The 16,090-nt window shown below is 42.0% G+C and carries 16 protein-coding genes; 6 read left to right on the top strand and 10 right to left on the bottom strand.

Going from position 1 to position 16,090, the window contains the following annotated elements; translation table 11 throughout:
* Position 1: 1 nt before the first annotated feature.
* Entirely contained in the window at positions 2-1,369 is a 1,368-nt protein-coding gene (gene nagE / locus NST59_RS03805; protein ID WP_144490805.1) for an N-acetylglucosamine-specific PTS transporter subunit IIBC, read from the bottom strand.
* Positions 1,370-1,558: 189 nt separating this feature from the next.
* Here nagE and map point away from each other — a divergent pair, with 189 nt between their 5' ends.
* From map to NST59_RS03790, 3 genes are all read left to right on the top strand, one after another.
* Positions 1,559-2,308: a type I methionyl aminopeptidase gene (gene map, locus NST59_RS03800; protein WP_024424611.1), complete on the top strand. Its 750-nt coding sequence runs from the start codon at positions 1,559-1,561 to the stop codon at positions 2,306-2,308.
* Between the two features lie 123 nt (positions 2,309-2,431).
* Positions 2,432-2,593, top strand: coding sequence for a hypothetical protein (locus NST59_RS03795; protein WP_087976421.1), 162 nt, complete (start codon positions 2,432-2,434; stop codon positions 2,591-2,593).
* A gap of 134 nt (positions 2,594-2,727) precedes the next feature.
* On the top strand, positions 2,728-2,865 hold the full coding sequence (locus tag NST59_RS03790) for a YflJ family protein (RefSeq protein ID WP_064497716.1): 138 nt from the start codon (positions 2,728-2,730) through the stop codon (positions 2,863-2,865).
* A 42-nt stretch (positions 2,866-2,907) separates the two neighbouring features.
* Here NST59_RS03790 and NST59_RS03785 read toward each other — a convergent pair whose 3' ends face one another.
* Positions 2,908-3,558 (bottom strand): MOSC domain-containing protein, encoded by a 651-nt coding sequence (locus NST59_RS03785; protein ID WP_058837489.1) that lies wholly within the window; start codon positions 3,556-3,558, stop codon positions 2,908-2,910.
* Between the two features lie 122 nt (positions 3,559-3,680).
* On the opposite strand from NST59_RS03785, the gene NST59_RS03780 reads away from it, so the two are divergent.
* Positions 3,681-3,953, top strand: a complete 273-nt coding sequence (locus tag NST59_RS03780; protein WP_126681356.1) for an acylphosphatase — start codon at positions 3,681-3,683, stop codon at positions 3,951-3,953.
* Positions 3,954-4,213: 260 nt separating this feature from the next.
* Here the strand turns inward: NST59_RS03780 and NST59_RS03775 are convergent, their stop codons facing one another.
* Entirely contained in the window at positions 4,214-5,101 is an 888-nt protein-coding gene (locus NST59_RS03775) for a LysR family transcriptional regulator (RefSeq protein WP_126681357.1), read from the bottom strand.
* Between the two features lie 118 nt (positions 5,102-5,219).
* Here NST59_RS03775 and NST59_RS03770 point away from each other — a divergent pair, with 118 nt between their 5' ends.
* The gene (locus tag NST59_RS03770; RefSeq protein ID WP_144490804.1) at positions 5,220-6,617 is read left to right on the top strand and encodes an MFS transporter; all 1,398 of its coding nucleotides are present in this window, start codon (positions 5,220-5,222) and stop codon (positions 6,615-6,617) included.
* 286 nt (positions 6,618-6,903) lie between these two features.
* Here NST59_RS03770 and NST59_RS03765 read toward each other — a convergent pair whose 3' ends face one another.
* On the bottom strand, positions 6,904-8,010 hold the full coding sequence (locus NST59_RS03765) for a nitric oxide synthase oxygenase (RefSeq protein WP_058837493.1): 1,107 nt from the start codon (positions 8,008-8,010) through the stop codon (positions 6,904-6,906).
* A 104-nt stretch (positions 8,011-8,114) separates the two neighbouring features.
* Positions 8,115-8,672: a PadR family transcriptional regulator gene (locus tag NST59_RS03760; RefSeq protein ID WP_107164104.1), complete on the bottom strand. Its 558-nt coding sequence runs from the start codon at positions 8,670-8,672 to the stop codon at positions 8,115-8,117.
* A 112-nt stretch (positions 8,673-8,784) separates the two neighbouring features.
* Between NST59_RS03760 and NST59_RS03755 the strand changes: the two genes are divergently transcribed.
* Positions 8,785-9,270 (top strand): phenolic acid decarboxylase, encoded by a 486-nt coding sequence (locus NST59_RS03755; protein WP_144490803.1) that lies wholly within the window; start codon positions 8,785-8,787, stop codon positions 9,268-9,270.
* Positions 9,271-9,323: 53 nt separating this feature from the next.
* Here the strand turns inward: NST59_RS03755 and NST59_RS03750 are convergent, their stop codons facing one another.
* The 5 genes from NST59_RS03750 to NST59_RS03730 all read right to left on the bottom strand — a co-directional run bounded on the left by NST59_RS03750 (position 9,324) and on the right by NST59_RS03730 (position 16,035).
* Positions 9,324-10,955: a M14 family metallopeptidase gene (locus tag NST59_RS03750; protein WP_144490802.1), complete on the bottom strand. Its 1,632-nt coding sequence runs from the start codon at positions 10,953-10,955 to the stop codon at positions 9,324-9,326.
* Between the two features lie 176 nt (positions 10,956-11,131).
* Positions 11,132-12,430, bottom strand: a complete 1,299-nt coding sequence (locus NST59_RS03745; RefSeq protein WP_041087208.1) for a citrate:proton symporter — start codon at positions 12,428-12,430, stop codon at positions 11,132-11,134.
* A 329-nt stretch (positions 12,431-12,759) separates the two neighbouring features.
* Positions 12,760-13,737 (bottom strand): tripartite tricarboxylate transporter substrate-binding protein, encoded by a 978-nt coding sequence (locus tag NST59_RS03740; protein ID WP_144490800.1) that lies wholly within the window; start codon positions 13,735-13,737, stop codon positions 12,760-12,762.
* Positions 13,738-13,740: 3 nt separating this feature from the next.
* Entirely contained in the window at positions 13,741-14,436 is a 696-nt protein-coding gene (locus NST59_RS03735; RefSeq protein ID WP_025092679.1) for a response regulator, read from the bottom strand.
* Positions 14,437-14,439: 3 nt separating this feature from the next.
* Positions 14,440-16,035: a sensor histidine kinase gene (locus NST59_RS03730; protein ID WP_064497712.1), complete on the bottom strand. Its 1,596-nt coding sequence runs from the start codon at positions 16,033-16,035 to the stop codon at positions 14,440-14,442.
* Positions 16,036-16,090 lie beyond the last annotated feature (55 nt).

The following is a 16,090-nucleotide window of genomic DNA, read 5'->3' as shown; positions in this document are numbered from 1 at the left end:
TTTAATCTCGATCGACTTCCTTACGGAGATCATCTGCGACAAATTCTACATTCGTTCCAATGATAATTTGTACGGATGTTTTTCCAGAAGTCAGCACCCCTTTGGCGCCTGCTTTTTTCAATGTACCTTCATTTAATAAATTTGTATCCTCTACTGTTAAGCGAAGACGTGTGGCACAATGATCAATCGTGGTGATGTTGTCCTTGCCGCCGAGTCCCTCTACGAGCATACTTGCTCCTCTTGCCGTCACCGCATCATCCGCTGCGATATCTTCCATGTCATCATCTTCCCTGCCTGGTGTTTTCAGCTTTAATAGTTTAATGAGGAAATAGAAAACGACAAAGTACACGACGCCATAAATGATTCCTACTGCAAGAAGCAAGATCGGCTTTTGCGCAATGCCGAAGCTTAAGACGTAATCAATCGCACCTGCTGAAAAGGCAAAGCCGCTATGAATCCCGAGGGTGTTCACAATAAAAAGCGAAAGCCCTGTTAAAATAGCATGGACACCATATAAAAGTGGAGATAAAAACATGAAAGAAAATTCAATTGGTTCAGTGATCCCTGTAATAAATGATGTAAGTGCCATCCCAATCATCAGACCAGCTGTTGCTTTTCGCTTCTCAGGTTTTGCAGTCACAACCATGGCTAGACATGCCGCTGGCAGACCAAACATCATCACTGGGAAGAATCCTGTCATAAAGACACCCGCGCTTGGATCTCCTTTAAAGAATCGCGCTAAATCCCCTGTTGCCCCGCTGAATTCCCCGAATTGAAACCAAAATAAGTTATTCAAAACATGGTGAAGTCCTAATGGAATGAGCAATCGGTTAAAGAAACCAAACAGCCCTGCACCTGTTGCACCGAGACTTAAAATCCATTCCCCTAAATCATTGATCACACTTTGAATCGGAGGCCATACATATCCGAAAACGGCTGCTAATAGAATGGTGAAAAGTGCCGTCATAATAGGCACAAGCCGCCTTCCGCTAAAGAAACCTAAGTATTCCGGCAGTTTCGTATCCTTAAATTTATTGTAAACATAACCTGCCAAAAGCCCGCACAAAATACCGCCCAATACCCCCATATTGTTGGTGGAGTTGATCGATGTTGTACCGGCTGACAAAATAAAATAAGAAATCGCACCTGATAATGCCGCTGCCCCATTCCCATCCTTTGAAATACCAATCGCTACACCCATTGCAAAAATTAAAGCCAAGTTCGCAAAAATTGCATTCCCTGCCTCATAAATAAACGGGATATTGAATACATCCTCACGCCCAATGGCCAAAATAATCCCTGCTGCTGGAAGTACAGCGATTGGAAGCATAAATGATTTTCCTAGCTTTTGAAAAAACTGAAACACCATCTGACTTCTCCCCCCTTTGTCATCATCATGACTAAAACGTTCATGATGTTCATAAAAAATATATCATATGCACGTCTAGTTATCTATACCAATTTGTCCACATCCATTTGAATTCCGCTCTTTACTCTTTTTGCGTAAAATGTGGTAAGCTATTGAATAGAATGAAGTTATAGAAAGCGGGAATGAACAGTGATTGTCAAACATGATCATGAGTTAGAAGCCTTAAAAAAAGTCGGCCGAATTGTCGCTTTGGCAAGAGAAGAAATGAAAAGCCAAGCGAAACCAGGCATGTCTACAAAAGAATTAGATTTGATTGGGAAAAAAATATTAGAAGAGCATGGGGCCAATTCAGCACCTGAAAAGGAATATGACTTCCCTGGTACCACTTGTATCAGTGTAAACGATGAAGTGGCACACGGTATCCCTAGTGAAAAAACCATTTTACAAGAGGGTGACCTCGTAAACATTGATATCTCAGCAGAGCTTGACGGATATTATTCCGATACAGGCATTTCATTTGTTTTAGGTACAGGTGATGCTCGTCTTGAAGCATTATGTAAGTGTGCGGAGGATGCGTTCCTAGAAGGATTAAAACATGCAAAAGCCGGTAAAAGACAAAACCAAATTGGCCGTGCGGTCTACAATACAGCGAAAGAACAAGGATTTACCGTTATTAAAAACCTGACAGGACACGGCATTGGGAAGAACCTGCATGAAGCACCTAACCATATTTTGAACTACTATGATCCATTCGATAATGCTTTGTTTAAAAATGGCACAGTTATTGCCTTCGAGCCCTTCATTTCAACAAATGCTGAATCGATTTATCAGGCTGATGATGGCTGGACATTTAAAACACCAGATAAAAGTCTAGTCGCACAGATTGAACATACCATTGTGATCACTAAAGACGAACCGATTATTTTAACAAAGCTGTAAGCCAGCGGGTCCCTTCCTTTACTGGAGGGGATTTTTTCATGCCCGTTTCACGAATCTGTCACGACTAAACAAAAATGCCTGTGGTAAAATAGGCAAAGATATGCGAAAGGGGTCTTATTTGATATGTGGTTCATCATCATAGGTGTTATCTTTTTCATCGAAAGTATTATTTTAACGGTTGTAGGGATTAAGAAAAAACAATCCATGATGACCTATCTTGGTGTTATCATCATGATTATGACGGTCGGCATGATCCTCGTTACCCTCAACCCGCCAAATTCATAAATCAATATTTCCAGCATATACATGGATCATAGGCAGATAGAATCAGTTTTCATTTCTTGACACCTGCACACTTTTCACGTCCTTTTTTGAGATGTTACAATGCAGGCAGTTTCAATTGAAAGGAGTTTTCTATCATGCATTATGGTAGCAAAGGCTGGTATGTCGAAGAATTAAAGAAGCTTGGTGTGACTAAGCATGAAGGAAGAAAGCTTCAAAGCTTAAAAACATATTTCCTTGCAAATCTTCTTGAGCAAAAGAAACGCAGCTCATAAACGCTGAAAAGCCGTACATCTTAAGCTGATGTACGGCTTTTTTTAAATGTGCTGAATTCGTTTTTCTAAAGACTTCCTCACCACATCTGCTAAAGCTTCTACTTCAAGAACGGCTTTCAGTCTCTCTGGACTTGTTTGACGATATTTGACTTCATTGACCTCATGGACCGTAATGTGATGGGACGCTTTTTCTACGAGTACAAGCGATGCATCAGGCGGCACCATGCCTTCTTTCAGTACACGTAAATAAAAGCCTGTATACCCTGTTTTTTGCACTTCCTTTACGAGCTTCATGTTGCCATGCTTAACAGATAATTTCACACAAGGCTGTCTTGGCTGGCTCACCTCAACAAATGCATCTCCAAGCTGAAACACATCGCCAATATGCACATTCGTCTCGACTAGCTTGCGTACTGTTACATTCTCGCCAAAGGCAGCTTCCTGTAAAGGAATCCCTAAAAATTGCTCAAAGTAAGCATAATGATCGTACGGAAAGACGCAGACGGCTTTATCATAACCCCCATGATGAATCAAATCACCTTGGCCATCTCCCTCAAAATTGATCTGACTTAAATACACAGGCTCATGAATGCGCTTTTTGTTGATGGCTGTTTTGATTTCTTTTCCGTTCGCATAGGTAATGATAGGTTGTCCCACCTGGATTCCTTCTATGGCATATCTCTTCTGTCCCACGATGGCCATCTCCTTTGGTTGTCTACTGGCTTTTATTTTACATCGTTTGACAAACAAATCAAAGTCGAGGCGTGAAGATCAGATGCAAGCTATGGTACGATGTGAAAAAAGGAGAGATGACCATGGTTCATTATCACGCCATTGTAAAAGGACGTGTGCAAGGAGTCGGCTTTCGTTATTTTGTTCAGGGAGAAGCCGTCAATCGTGGAATGAAAGGCTGGGTACGCAACACAGATGAAGGTCATGTCGAGTTAAAGGTAGAAGGTGAGCATCAGAAAGTGATTGATTTCTTAGAAACTGTCCGGAAAGGAAGTCCTTTTTCAAAAGTCACCGGCATGCACATGGAACCGCTCACCGAGCTGGCTCATTATAAGTTTTTTCGAATACGGTCATAAAAAACTAGCTATTTGTAAACATTATTCCTATTCATGATAGTTAGACAGAGCGTTCGTATTATATAGTTCAGCCAGAACTTTCTGGTTGAACTTTTTTTATTTAGATTTAATCTATCAGTAGCCAGGGTAGAACGTACGGGGGCGTAGGACATTGATTTCCGTCAAGTAAACAGTTTACCACCTACTTGTAGAGATATGTTTGAGGCTGGTTGGGACTTAGACCTCGTATAACATCGAATCGGTACAAGTCATGCATAAGATTAATTGGACTGGTTCGATATTGCCTCAAAATAGTCTAGAACTACCTTGCGGAATTCCAATGAAGCTTGCGTCATGTATCGGCTTGTATGCCATAATAAAGCGATATCACGTACAAGTTCATGATTCTCAACTTGCAAATATTTAATCTTTCCCCATGATATTTTTGCTGTGCTTGGTATGAAGGCAAGTCCAATTTCAGCTTCTACAAGACTGATCAAACGTGTAGGTTCATCGCCCTCATACACATATTTAAGGTCAATTCCAGCCGATTTGCATACAGAGTCTACTAAATCACGAGTGCCGTATCCTCTTTTCACACCGACAAAGCATTCATCCTTAAGTTCTGTTAAACATACGCTACCTCGGTCTGCCAGTCGATGCCCATTAGGAACTGCTACAAGAATGGGATCAACAAAGACTACTTGACATTCGATGTCTTCCCCTTGAAAAGGAGAGGACGACAAGCAAAAATCGACTTCGCCTCGATGTAAAAGCGTGACCATTTCGAGTGTGGTCAGCATTTGCACATGAAATTGGATATTAGGGCGTTTTTTACGAAACTCTCGCATAATCTGAGGCAAAGTGCTTGCTGTGGTTACCGCAAGCTTTAGTGTGCCAGATTCTGCTCTAGACAAATCGCTAATCTCTTGTTTTCCCTGTTCCAACTCAAACAAAGCCCTTTCCGCGCGACGAATGAATTTGTTGCCAAATTCATTTAATCGCAGTTTCCTGCCTGTGCGATCAAATAAAGGTACCCCTAAATCTTCTTCCAGACGCTGAATCGTTTTGCTTAGCGACGATTGCGTAACGTGGAGGCTTCGTGCAGCTTCGGTTACATGCTCTAATCGAGCTACCTCTAGAAAATATTGTAGTTGAAGGAGTTCCATTTCATTTTCTCTCCAATCATTCCTTTTGGTCAATGATATCATAACTTTAAATGCGTTGGAATGAATGTAAAATTCCAAGTAAGATATCAATGTAACAAATTTAAAGGGGGAGAAAAAAATGAATTCTCGTAGCAGATGGTTAATGATATCCGTTGGACTAGGAATATTATTAAACCCTTTAAATTCATCAATGATTTCTGTTGCCATTGCTAGGTTGCAACATGTGTATAGCATTGATTTTACTGCTGTTTCCTGGATTGTGTTTTCATTTTATATCGCTAGTGCTATCGCCCAACCTGTCATGGGGAAGGCTAGTGATTTATTCGGTCGGAGGAAGATATTTCTGGCTGGTCTTGTTGTATCTTTAGTTTCTTCTATTCTGGCTCCATTTTCTCCAAATTTCGGATGGCTAATTGTGTTCAGAATCGTACAATCAATCGGAACTAGTATGCTGATTGCAGTTGGAACAGCTATAATACGCATTCATATTACTGAAAAGCAATCAGATGCTTTAGCAGGTTTATCAATTTTCCTATCCGGTGCAGCAGCTATAGGACCCTTTGCCGGAGGAATACTTATTCAATGGTGGGACTGGCCAGCGATCTTCATCGTCAATACCCCGTTTGTAGTGGCGAGCTTTATATTAGCTTGGAAAATGATTCCTAACGATGGACCAGCCGCAACGGTTTCACGTGACATGTCGTTTCGAAAATTACTGGGTGTGATTGATGTGCCAGGAATTCTGCTCTTTGCCGTGGGTCTGATTGCCCTTCTAGTTGGCTTGCTGGCAGCGAAATCATCTGGGCATTTCTCTATGTGGAATATCGTTATTGTGCTAATCGGTCTCGTTGCGGTGGGAATATTCGTACGACATGAGCTAAAAACAGTGTCGCCATTTATTCCTTTACGCACCTTCGCCAAATATCCAGAGATGACTTGGATCAATATACAATACTTGCTAGTTAACTTACTTTATTATTCACTCTTTTTTGGGATTCCATCATACCTGCAAATGGTACGTCTTGTCAGTGAATTCCAGACAGGGATTCTTATGTTAACCTTGGGCTTGAGCTCGATTGTAGCTTCGCCAATAGCAGGGAAATGGGTCGATAAATCAGGACCCAGACCTGTATTGATTGTATCCTCATTACTGATGGTGGTAGGGGCAGTGTGGATCGTGACATGGACGCAAAGTTCACCAGTCATCAGTGTGTGTCTGGCGTTAGCCGCATTCGGTTTTAGCAATGGGCTAAACGCTGTTGGTATGCAGGCAGCTTTGTTTAAAAGCTCTCCAAAAGAAATTGCCGGTGTAGCATCTGGCCTATTTCATACATCGAGATACTTGGGAACAATTTTATCTTCACTGTTGACAGGTATCATTATGGGAGGTGCGTTCAACTTTACAGGATTCCGATTGCTGGGGGTTTTCCTAACGGTCATTGCATTGATCTTAGTATTTATAAGTCTGCGATTCAGAAATTCTGAGCAATTGGATGAACCGAGTAAAAGCAATTAAAACAAAAAATAAAAATAGGAGTTGAATGTTATAACAATTGTTAATATCAAGGAATGGTCCTCATGGGATCAAACTTGGCAGGGAATGCAAAAGGATAAACAACCCCAGGGTGAGAAAGTCATACAGAAGTGGAATGCGAGAGCGCAAATTTTCGCCCCTTGTTGTAGTAAGGAAGAGATCTTTTGTGGTCATCATAAATAAAAAACAAGGGATAGATATCTATCCCTTGTTTTTTAATCAATTTAAATGTTCAACATCATATTAGAGAACATACATATAACTATCGCTAGGCTTTTTCTGTCCCGTGATAGGGCTTGTCCTGATAAAAATAGTTTGGTTTCACAATGGTATTGTCGTAATGCTTGTGGAATATGTGGGTAGCAGCTGGTGATACTGGCGGAATCAGCCATGTCCAGTCCCCAGTCAGCTTGCGGTCAGCCTTTTCTTCCTGCTTTTCAAACTGCTTGAATTGATGTGCTGCTGTATGGTGATCGACAATGGTTACCCCTGCTTCGCGATAAGAATGGAGAACTGCCACATTCAATTCGACAATGGCTTTATCCTTCCAAAGGGACGAATTCTTGGTTGTGTCCAGTCCTAAAAGAGAAGCGACTTTTTTCAGCATATTATAGCGGTTTTCATCCGCTAGGTTGCGTGCGCCAATTTCTGTGCCCATATACCAGCCGTTGAACGGTGCAGCATTGTAATGAATACCGCCAATCTCTAATTTCATATCAGCAATAATCGGAACCGCATACCATTTTAGTCCCAAATCACGGAATCCATCATATTCAGGATGGGTGATCTCTACCTCTTGGACGATTTCTTTCGGAAGCTCATACAGAACAGGCGGATGACCTTTTAGCTGAAACATGAGAGGTAGAATATCAAAATGTGTGCCCTCTCCTTTCCAGCCATGGGCTTCACATAATTTTGTTAATTCAAGAGATGCCTCGTCGCCGATGATGCCATATTCCGTCTCATAGCCTGCATAACGAACGAGCTGATGATTATAAATGACGACTTCCTTCTGCTTGTGACTCTCTGGGGGAAAGATCGTAATAGACGGTTTGATTTTCCCGCCATTTGTCGCATACTCAATATGATGAAAGAGCGCCTCTTTCACCTCATCCTCTGTCTTTACATGCCGGCAGTCATGCACTTGCAGGGTCGACCAAAACAAACGGCCAATGCAGCGGTTACTGTTGCGCCATGCCATTTTCGCCCCGTGAGCTAATTCCTCTAGTGTATGCGTATAACTACCTTCAGACTCAATTTCTTTTTTTATTTCATGCAGACGTGCTGCTTTCTCTTCATTTGACTTATTTAATTCTTCATAGCATACAGAAATAAAAGCTTCTGCTTCATTCCACAACGCTTCTTGATTACTCAAACATACTCGCCTCACTTTAATACGAATATATCCATTGTAGCGGTTTCTATTGATAAATTCACTCGTTTCAAACCATTTTTTATCAAATCATCCGACCATTGTCCTTAGACCATAGATGAATCAATACGTATAAGGGTCTTTTGGAGCCAGCGGACATAGCCTTTTTCTCTTTCGATTGCCCTTGTCAGCACTAAGTAATGCCCAAATTGCGCTGAATGCAGTGATTCAGCAGAAGGGTCTTCCTCTGTCAAAGCGTGCAGCTTTTGTTCCAGCACATCTACTTTCTTGGTGCGCTCTAAAAGTTGATATGCAAAGAGGTCAGCCGCTTCTTTTTTGTCCATGGAGGAGATGAAAAATGTTTTGAGCATGAATTCATCCTTTGTTGTTTCTGGAATCGGATCTTTTGTTCTTAACCACTGACGCAATTCTTCTTTTCCTGCCGTTGTAATTTGATAGACCTTCTTCTCCAGCTTTTTTCCTTGTATGTGAATATCAAATTCAATAAACCCTTCCTCTGTAAGACGCTTCAGCTCAGGGTAAATCTGACTGTGCTTTGCACTCCAAAACTGTCCAAGGGAGTCCTTAAAATGTTTCGTAATATCGTATCCTGTCAGCTCATGCTGATCCAGCAAGCCAAGAATGGCATATTTTAGTACTCTCATGATGTGCCTCCAACGCTTATTCTTTGACAATAGTATACCATAGACTTTAAAATAAACATGTAAATCACAACATGTTTGAAAAAACATCATTCTAATGAAAGAAGGAATAAACATGGATCAATTCGTTGGACTTCATATGATTTATACGTATGAAAATGGCTGGGAATATGAGATTTACATTAAAAACGATCACACCATTGATTACCGCATTCATAGCGGAATGGTTGGAGGACGTTGGGTCCGTGATCAGGAAGTAAATATTGTAAAGCTGACAAAAGGCGTATACAAAGTCTCTTGGACAGAACCAACTGGGACAGACGTCTCTCTAAACTTTATGCCTGAAGAAAAACGCATGCATGGCGTCATCTTCTTCCCAAAATGGGTGCATGAACGTCCAGACATCACCGTCTGCTATCAAAATGACCACATCGATCTCATGAAAGAATCTCGTGAAAAATACGAAACCTATCCGAAATATGTTGTCCCAGAATTTGCGGACATTACGTATATCCATCATGCAGGTGTGAATGACGAAACCATTATCGCAGAAGCACCATATGAAGGCATGACAGATGAAATAAGAGCTGGACGAAAATAAAAAAGCGGCACGCCTAGTGCCGCTTTTACATTTGATAAAATCTTAGCCCCTTTTTATTGAATGCCTAACGTATTTTGAGGAAGCACGAAACGATAGACTGGCAGTTCATCACCTGTTTTTGAAGCGATAAACCCTGATGACATATAGCTGTCCTTTGATTCTGGTTCAAGGGCAAGTGACAGCAAATTGGTTTGCGGCTGTGCCGTGACATATACCTTTGTTCCTTTTGGCAGCTGACGTTTCTTGTCAACGAGTTTTGTTTCAAGCTGAATATCTGATTTGCTCTTTTCCTCTCGTTTTGTCACCTTGTAGGCTTGTACCGGCAACTTCATGCCAACCGGCAATGTGACACTTTTTAACCCTAATGTTCTGAGTTTCCTTTCTACTCCTTCATGCCCCGGAAGAATGAGGTAAGCTGTCGGCCGTTCTCTTGTTAAGACAGGAACAGCATCGCTCGCACTATGAAAACGTACAGGAACATTGGTGGTCTGTCCTTTCTCAATATCAACCATTTCCAGCGTGTCATCAACAGGTGATTTGAAAGCATCTTGAATGACGACTTGATCGTCATCTTTTGGATGAAGCCCTTTTTTCACAAGCTTCAACCGCTCCGTCACCATTTGCTGCTTCACCTGCTTGGCATGTTTCACCGTGGTCTCAATGATTTTTTCATGGGTGGCTACTTGCGCAGCGACGCGGCGGGCAAAATCCTCTCTCCCAATCCCAATCCCTCTGCTTTCTACAAGAAATGACAGGGCTGGCGAAAGTGCAAAGGCATTTCGGCCAATTCGCGCATCCGTTCCACCTTCATAAATGTCGATCTTGCCATCCTTTCCTCTTGTGTTTGTATAATACAAATCGTTAGAAAACCCTTTATTCGTCAGCGTTTCACGAACTCCGTTAACATATAACTCATTTGATGTCAGCCGGATGTTTTCAGGAATGTTTAGATTCTTCCCTGATAGAATAAGCAAATCATGATATTTGAGAGCGCCTGATGAACCGATATCTTCAAACTGCTTTTGACCCACATCGTATTCATGGGCATCAATGACCACTTCTGGCGCATACCGATTAAATTCTTGATGCAGTGCTGTCAATTCTGGAGATTCTAATGTCATATGATCACGGTTTCCATCTAATCCGTTTGCCAGTCTGCGGTCAAACGCATAAGAACCATCAGGATTGATTCTTGGGACAATGATGATATTGACATGATTAAGTATACGCTCTCCTTCTTCACCTGCTAATCGTTTTGCAATGACGAGAGCAGATTCACCAGAGGCTGGTTCATTTCCGTGTATTTGTGCTTGGAGCCAGATTGTTGGCTTTTTTGAAAGTGGAGTAATCGAGCGATCCTTTGTAAAGTACAGGGCCGAAATGGACCTGCCTTCAATGGATGTTCCAATCTGTTTCTGCGTGGCGTAAGGACTTTTGCGGACAATGTCTCGTAAGAAAGTTTGAAGCTCTTCTTGTGTCGTAAATGTTTCTTCTTTTTTCTGAAAGGCAGGGGTATCAAACGTCTCGTCAGGCTCAGGGTATAGCTTTTTCACTGAAGCCGGCTGTTCATAATTCTTTCCGTAATAAGGGGTTTCTGCATGAGCTGAAGTTGGGCTCACCAACGACAAACTGCCTGCCATGAGGCATACAGCAGCAAAAAGAATCGTGCCTTTTCGTTTGGACATGCTATCCTCTCCCTTCGTTGATTTGCATTATAAAGAAAAAAACAGCAAAAGTGTCAGTATTTTTCAAAAATAAATCTTTTGGAGGAACAGGCATATCTTTGTCTAGGGCAAATGAATGGAGCCTGCCCAGCAATATGACCTAAAAAAAGTGTCTGCTCACAGCAGACACTTTTTATTTACCAGATGGAAATAGCCCCAATGAGAACTGCCATGACAGTCATAGCGACGACCGCCAGCACAGCCCATTTCATCCCAAATTTCTGATGCTGATCCAGTGATACGCCAACAAGTCCAACAAGTAAATGAGTCGATGGAACAAGTGGACTTAACATATGAATCGGCTGACCAATAATAGAGGCTCTGGCAATCTCAATTTTATCGACACCGTAAGCTGCCGCTGTTTCTGATAGGATCGGCAGTACGCCATAAAAGTATGCATCATTCGGCATAAAGAAAGTAAAGATCCCGCTTGTTAATGCGACAATGACTGGAATAAAGCCGCCAAGCTGCTCTGGAATTGCAGATACAATCGAAATCGCCATTTCATCAACCATTTTCGTTCCAGTTAGAATACCTGTAAAAACACCTGCCGCAAAAATCATCGAGGCAATGGCTAAAACGTTTGTGGAGTGAGCCGCAATTCGCTCACGCTGCTGTTCCAAGTTCGGATAGTTCACAATAATTGCCACACAGAAAGCAAGAACAAATAGAACAGTTAAACTGACTTTACCTGATACAAGCAGCAGAACCAATAACAAAGTCAGCGCCAGGTTAAACCACCAAAGCTTCGGTCGTTTGATGTCATCTTGCAGTGCCGCTGCCATTTCATTTGCATGAATCGGCTGGTCAAGTTCAATGACACCAAGACGTTTTCTTTCGGCTTTTCCAAGAAAATAAGCAACAATAATCATACTGAGAACCCCTGCACCAATGACTGGAATCATCGGGCCAAATAAAAGTGAAGGATCGACCCCAAGTGCACTCGCCGCTCTAGGTGTGGCTCCTCCCCACGGAATTGTATTCATAATTCCCATGCCAACTCCGGCAATTCCGGCTAAAATAATTGGTCGGATGCCAAGCAGTGTAAATAGTGGAAGCATCGCTGTTGTTGTAATCATATATGTCGTTGTTCCATCACCATCAAGTGCAACAAGCATCGTCAGGACAGCTGTTCCGACTACGATTTTTAATGGATCGCCTTTAACGATTTTTAAAATTTTCGCCACCATTGGGTCAAATAAACCCGCATCAATCATAATGCCAAAGTACAAAATCGCAAACATGATCATGACCGCTGTCGGTGCTACTTGCTGCACACCTTTGACAATCATGTCTGAAATTTCAGTAAAATGAAAACCTGCGATAAGAGCAAATGCAATCGGTGTTAACACCAATGCCGTTAAAACAGACATACGTTTCGTCATAATCAAAACCATAAATACTATCATCATAAGAAATCCTAAGATTGCTAACATATTGTTCACCCCTTATGTTGTATACGCTTTCATTAATGTGTTGGTATCCCATTTCCAACCCTTTTTGTCATCATATCTGAGGTGAGAATTGAAGTAAATATTATGAATTTTAATTCTTTTTCGGTCGATAAATGCTTTTTGTTCATTTTGTTCAAACATTGGCCTTTTTCATTCCATGAAAAAAACAAAGGGTTTATTTTAGCCCTTTGTCTTCTTGATAGAAGTCTAGGAAAGACGAGTACTGGAGTGGAGCGAATGTGAGATTCGTGAGCACCGGCACACAGGAATGCGGGCGAATGCAAGGGTTTGTCTACATGCTGGAAGCGGTCTCACTCGACCGCTTGTTCTCCTTGTATCAATTGCTCGTATTGCCTTAATTGATCTTCCATAAAGATCTTTGCCTCTTTGCTGTTCATATAACGACTTGTCCAGCCCTTTTGCTTTAATCGTTTTTTCCATAACCTCGTTTTCGTCATTTTTTGAAGAAGCTGATCCCATTCACGAATGTCATGCTGACTCATTTGTTTAGGGCCCATCACACCGCGCCAATGGGAAAAGAAGAGCGGAATGCCCTGCTCTTTCCATGTCGGCACATCTTCAAATCCATCTAAGCGCTCGCTGGTTGTCGTGGCTACGAGCTTCAGCCTCTTTTTTTCATAATCATGACGAACCTCTGTAATAGTAGTCGTTGCTGCATCTACCTCATGATCGATAAGCGCCTGAAATAAATCATCTGCACTGTCAAATTTCAGAAATTGAATGCGATATGGATCAATCCCTGCCATTTCTGCTGCCCGGGCGAATGAGATTTGATCATCATTTCCAAAGTCAGGGGCAAACCCAATTTTTAAGGAATCTGGTTTTTTCTTGAGTGCGTGTAACAGCTCCTTCCCATTTGCAAAAGGAGAATCCACTGGGACTGCGACGACCTGCCACTCTTCTGCAAGAATTGCCAGCGGTGTCACATCATTCATCGTCACGTTACTGCTGCCAAGCAAGTTACGGCTTAACAATAAGCTTGAATTTAAACTGATATAGTTAGCTTCTCGCTCCATCATGTATGTCCATCCTTTATCCACTGTTCCGCCTCTTTGATAAAGAATGTTCACAGGCCGGTTCACCAGCTTCTCTTGTTCAAGCACTGATTTCATCACCTGAGCCGTTTGGTCAAATCCTCCCTCTGGTACACCTGACACTACAATATATAAGGAGCTTTGCTGAAGGAAAGAATCTCCGGCCTCTTTTTCATTAAAGGTGAGCGTGATACAAAGGCCGAGCACGATAACAAAAAATATTCCTTTTTTCATCTTTTATGACTCCGCTTGTTTGGCAGGATAATATTTACGTTCAGGTCTGCCAATGATTCCGTATGCAAGCTCTGCCCGGCATTCCCCTGTTGTCACGAGATACTCTACGTACCGTCTCGCAGTTGTACGTGATGCGCCCATCTTTTCCCCGAGTTCTTCTGCTGTAATTCCGCTGTTCTCTGATGCCATCAATGTTTTCACTTTATCCAAGGTCAGTGAATTGATGCCTGTGGGGAGATCTCTGTCATCCCTTTGTTTTGGCTCTTCCTGCATTTGCCCAAAAAACAGATCGATCATCGTTTGATTGACTTCATCCTTTGAATTGATGATGTCTTTCTTTTCTTTATATTCGGTTAAAACTTGTGCAAACTTTTGTGCAGTTACCGGTTTGATTAAATAATGAACCACTCCGTAATGAAGTGCATCTCTTAAAAGCGTCGTTTCCGTTGCAGCCGTGATAATGATCACATCTACTTCAGGACAGCGTTCTCTTAAAAGCGGCAGCAAGTTTGTGCCGAGCTCATCAGGCATATAGACATCAAGTAAGATGAGATCAACTTGCTCCCTTTGGAGCGCCTCCCACATATCCTTTGCACTCTTTGCCTTTCCGGCGACCTTAAATCCTTCTATCTTTTGTATATAAGATTCATGAATGGCAGCGATTCGAAAATCATCCTCCGCAATGAGTACCTTAATCACCATCTATTCCCCCTTTGTGCCTTTCGGTATGTATACAGTGAAGATGGCACCGCCTTCTTTTTGGTTCGCAACTTCAATCCAGCCCCCAAGCTCGTCCAATACTTCTTTCACATTCGCAAGCCCGTAGCCTCGTCCTTCTCCCTTTGACGAATGGCCTCTTGTGAAAATCTGTGACAGTTCCTCTTCATTCACTCCATCACCTGAATCTGACACTTCTATGATAATATCAAACCCAATATCTGTGATGAATAGGTCTACCTCGCGCTTCTCCTTATTTATTACAGCTTCAAAAGCATTGTCTACGAGATTGCCAATGATGGTGATAAAGTGAGATAGACTTAAATGTGCTGGGAGCGGCTCAAGTGAGCTATTTTCATCAATGTGAAATTGGACTTTCTTCTCAGATGCTTTCCCTAACTTGCCAAGTAAGATCGCTTGTATTTTAGGAGATCGAATCTGCTTCATGAGTAAATCGTGCTGTCGGTTTTGCAGATGATATTCTTCTTTAATTAAGTCGATGGCTTCATCGACTTGATTCAGCTCAAGCAGGCCTAAGATGGCATACAGCTTATTTGAGAATTCGTGCGTTTGTGCTCTCAGGTCTTCTGAATATTGGCTGACCTCTGTTAATGTATCCAGCAGCTTCGTCAGTTCGGTTTTCTCCCTAAAGCTCACAATCCCCCCGAATACTCGATTGTCCTGCATTACCTTTTTCACATTTAAAACATAGGTTTTATCATTGACGACGGTTTCGATGTTAGGTTCAATCGTCTCTGCCTTTAAATAGAGAAGAAGTTTGGCATTTGGCAAGACTTGATCAATATGCAGGGGCAGTTCTGCTGAGACGCGCAGCATATGTTCAGCTGATGTATTCATCATCGTAATCGCGCCTTTCTGGTCAAACGCAATGATCCCTTCTTTTATAGCGAGCAGCATCGCTTCTCTTTCTCGATACAGCGAAGCAATTTCATGCGGCTCAAGCCCTAATGTATCTTTGCGAATACTCTTCGTTAAAAAAATCGCACCGAATATGCCAGGCAAGAGCACTAAAAGGGCAATATAGCTAAGCTTCAATAGCTGATGAGCTGTCGCTTGATCGATTTCCTTTTTTAAAAATTCAACGGTGACTGTCCCAATAATTTCTTCATGCCCTTCTGTTTCTTTCATAATGGGCGCACTGCCTCTGACAACGGTTTCACCATTAGAATCATCAGTTGATATAGAAGTTCCTCCAAATAAGAGGGTACTTCTTCCTTCCGATACACTGATGGTTTTTCCTACGTCCTCATGATTCGTATGAACAAGAACCTTTCCTTTTCGATTGGTAATAAAGATGGCATGTGCTCTTACTTGCTCCTTCATTTGCTCAAGCACTGCCTGTTCTTCATTTTGGGAAGCTGACACGGCCACCGATGCTTTAATGGGCGGCATATATGATATCGTTCTAGCAGTCTGCACCGCCAGCTGTTCAGCTTGTCCCTGCCTTTCCGATGTCTGCAGAAAACCAAAACAAATGGTTAATAATGCAATGACAACAAGCAAAAGCCCGATAATTAACCCCAAAATTTTCGTTTGTAAAGTAACTTTCCTTTTGCCCATCCTCACCGCCACAACCCCTAATTCAGTAGATTCACCCGAATAGACTCTAAGAAAA

This window comes from Bacillus sp. FSL R5-0439 (assembly GCF_038008805.1).
Classification (GTDB): Bacteria; Bacillota; Bacilli; order Bacillales; family Bacillaceae; genus Bacillus; species Bacillus safensis.
Note: the sequence above shows the minus strand (reverse complement) of the source record. Positions and strands in the feature narration are given on the sequence as shown.

What these genes read in the sequence shown, in the direction of transcription:
- NST59_RS03730 (WP_064497712.1), bottom strand. Translation starts at nt 16,035, where the DNA reads ATGGGCAAAAGGAAAGTTACTTTACAAACGAAAATTTTGGGGTTAATT.
- NST59_RS03795 (WP_087976421.1), top strand. Translation starts at nt 2,432, where the DNA reads ATGTGGTTCATCATCATAGGTGTTATCTTTTTCATCGAAAGTATTATT.
- NST59_RS03790 (WP_064497716.1), top strand. Translation starts at nt 2,728, where the DNA reads ATGCATTATGGTAGCAAAGGCTGGTATGTCGAAGAATTAAAGAAGCTT.
- NST59_RS03745 (WP_041087208.1), bottom strand. Translation starts at nt 12,430, where the DNA reads ATGTTAGCAATCTTAGGATTTCTTATGATGATAGTATTTATGGTTTTG.
- NST59_RS03760 (WP_107164104.1), bottom strand. Translation starts at nt 8,672, where the DNA reads ATGAGAGTACTAAAATATGCCATTCTTGGCTTGCTGGATCAGCATGAG.
- NST59_RS03755 (WP_144490803.1), top strand. Translation starts at nt 8,785, where the DNA reads ATGGATCAATTCGTTGGACTTCATATGATTTATACGTATGAAAATGGC.
- NST59_RS03780 (WP_126681356.1), top strand. Translation starts at nt 3,681, where the DNA reads ATGGTTCATTATCACGCCATTGTAAAAGGACGTGTGCAAGGAGTCGGC.
- NST59_RS03770 (WP_144490804.1), top strand. Translation starts at nt 5,220, where the DNA reads ATGAATTCTCGTAGCAGATGGTTAATGATATCCGTTGGACTAGGAATA.
- NST59_RS03750 (WP_144490802.1), bottom strand. Translation starts at nt 10,955, where the DNA reads ATGTCCAAACGAAAAGGCACGATTCTTTTTGCTGCTGTATGCCTCATG.
- NST59_RS03775 (WP_126681357.1), bottom strand. Translation starts at nt 5,101, where the DNA reads ATGGAACTCCTTCAACTACAATATTTTCTAGAGGTAGCTCGATTAGAG.
- NST59_RS03740 (WP_144490800.1), bottom strand. Translation starts at nt 13,737, where the DNA reads ATGAAAAAAGGAATATTTTTTGTTATCGTGCTCGGCCTTTGTATCACG.
- nagE (WP_144490805.1), bottom strand. Translation starts at nt 1,369, where the DNA reads ATGGTGTTTCAGTTTTTTCAAAAGCTAGGAAAATCATTTATGCTTCCA.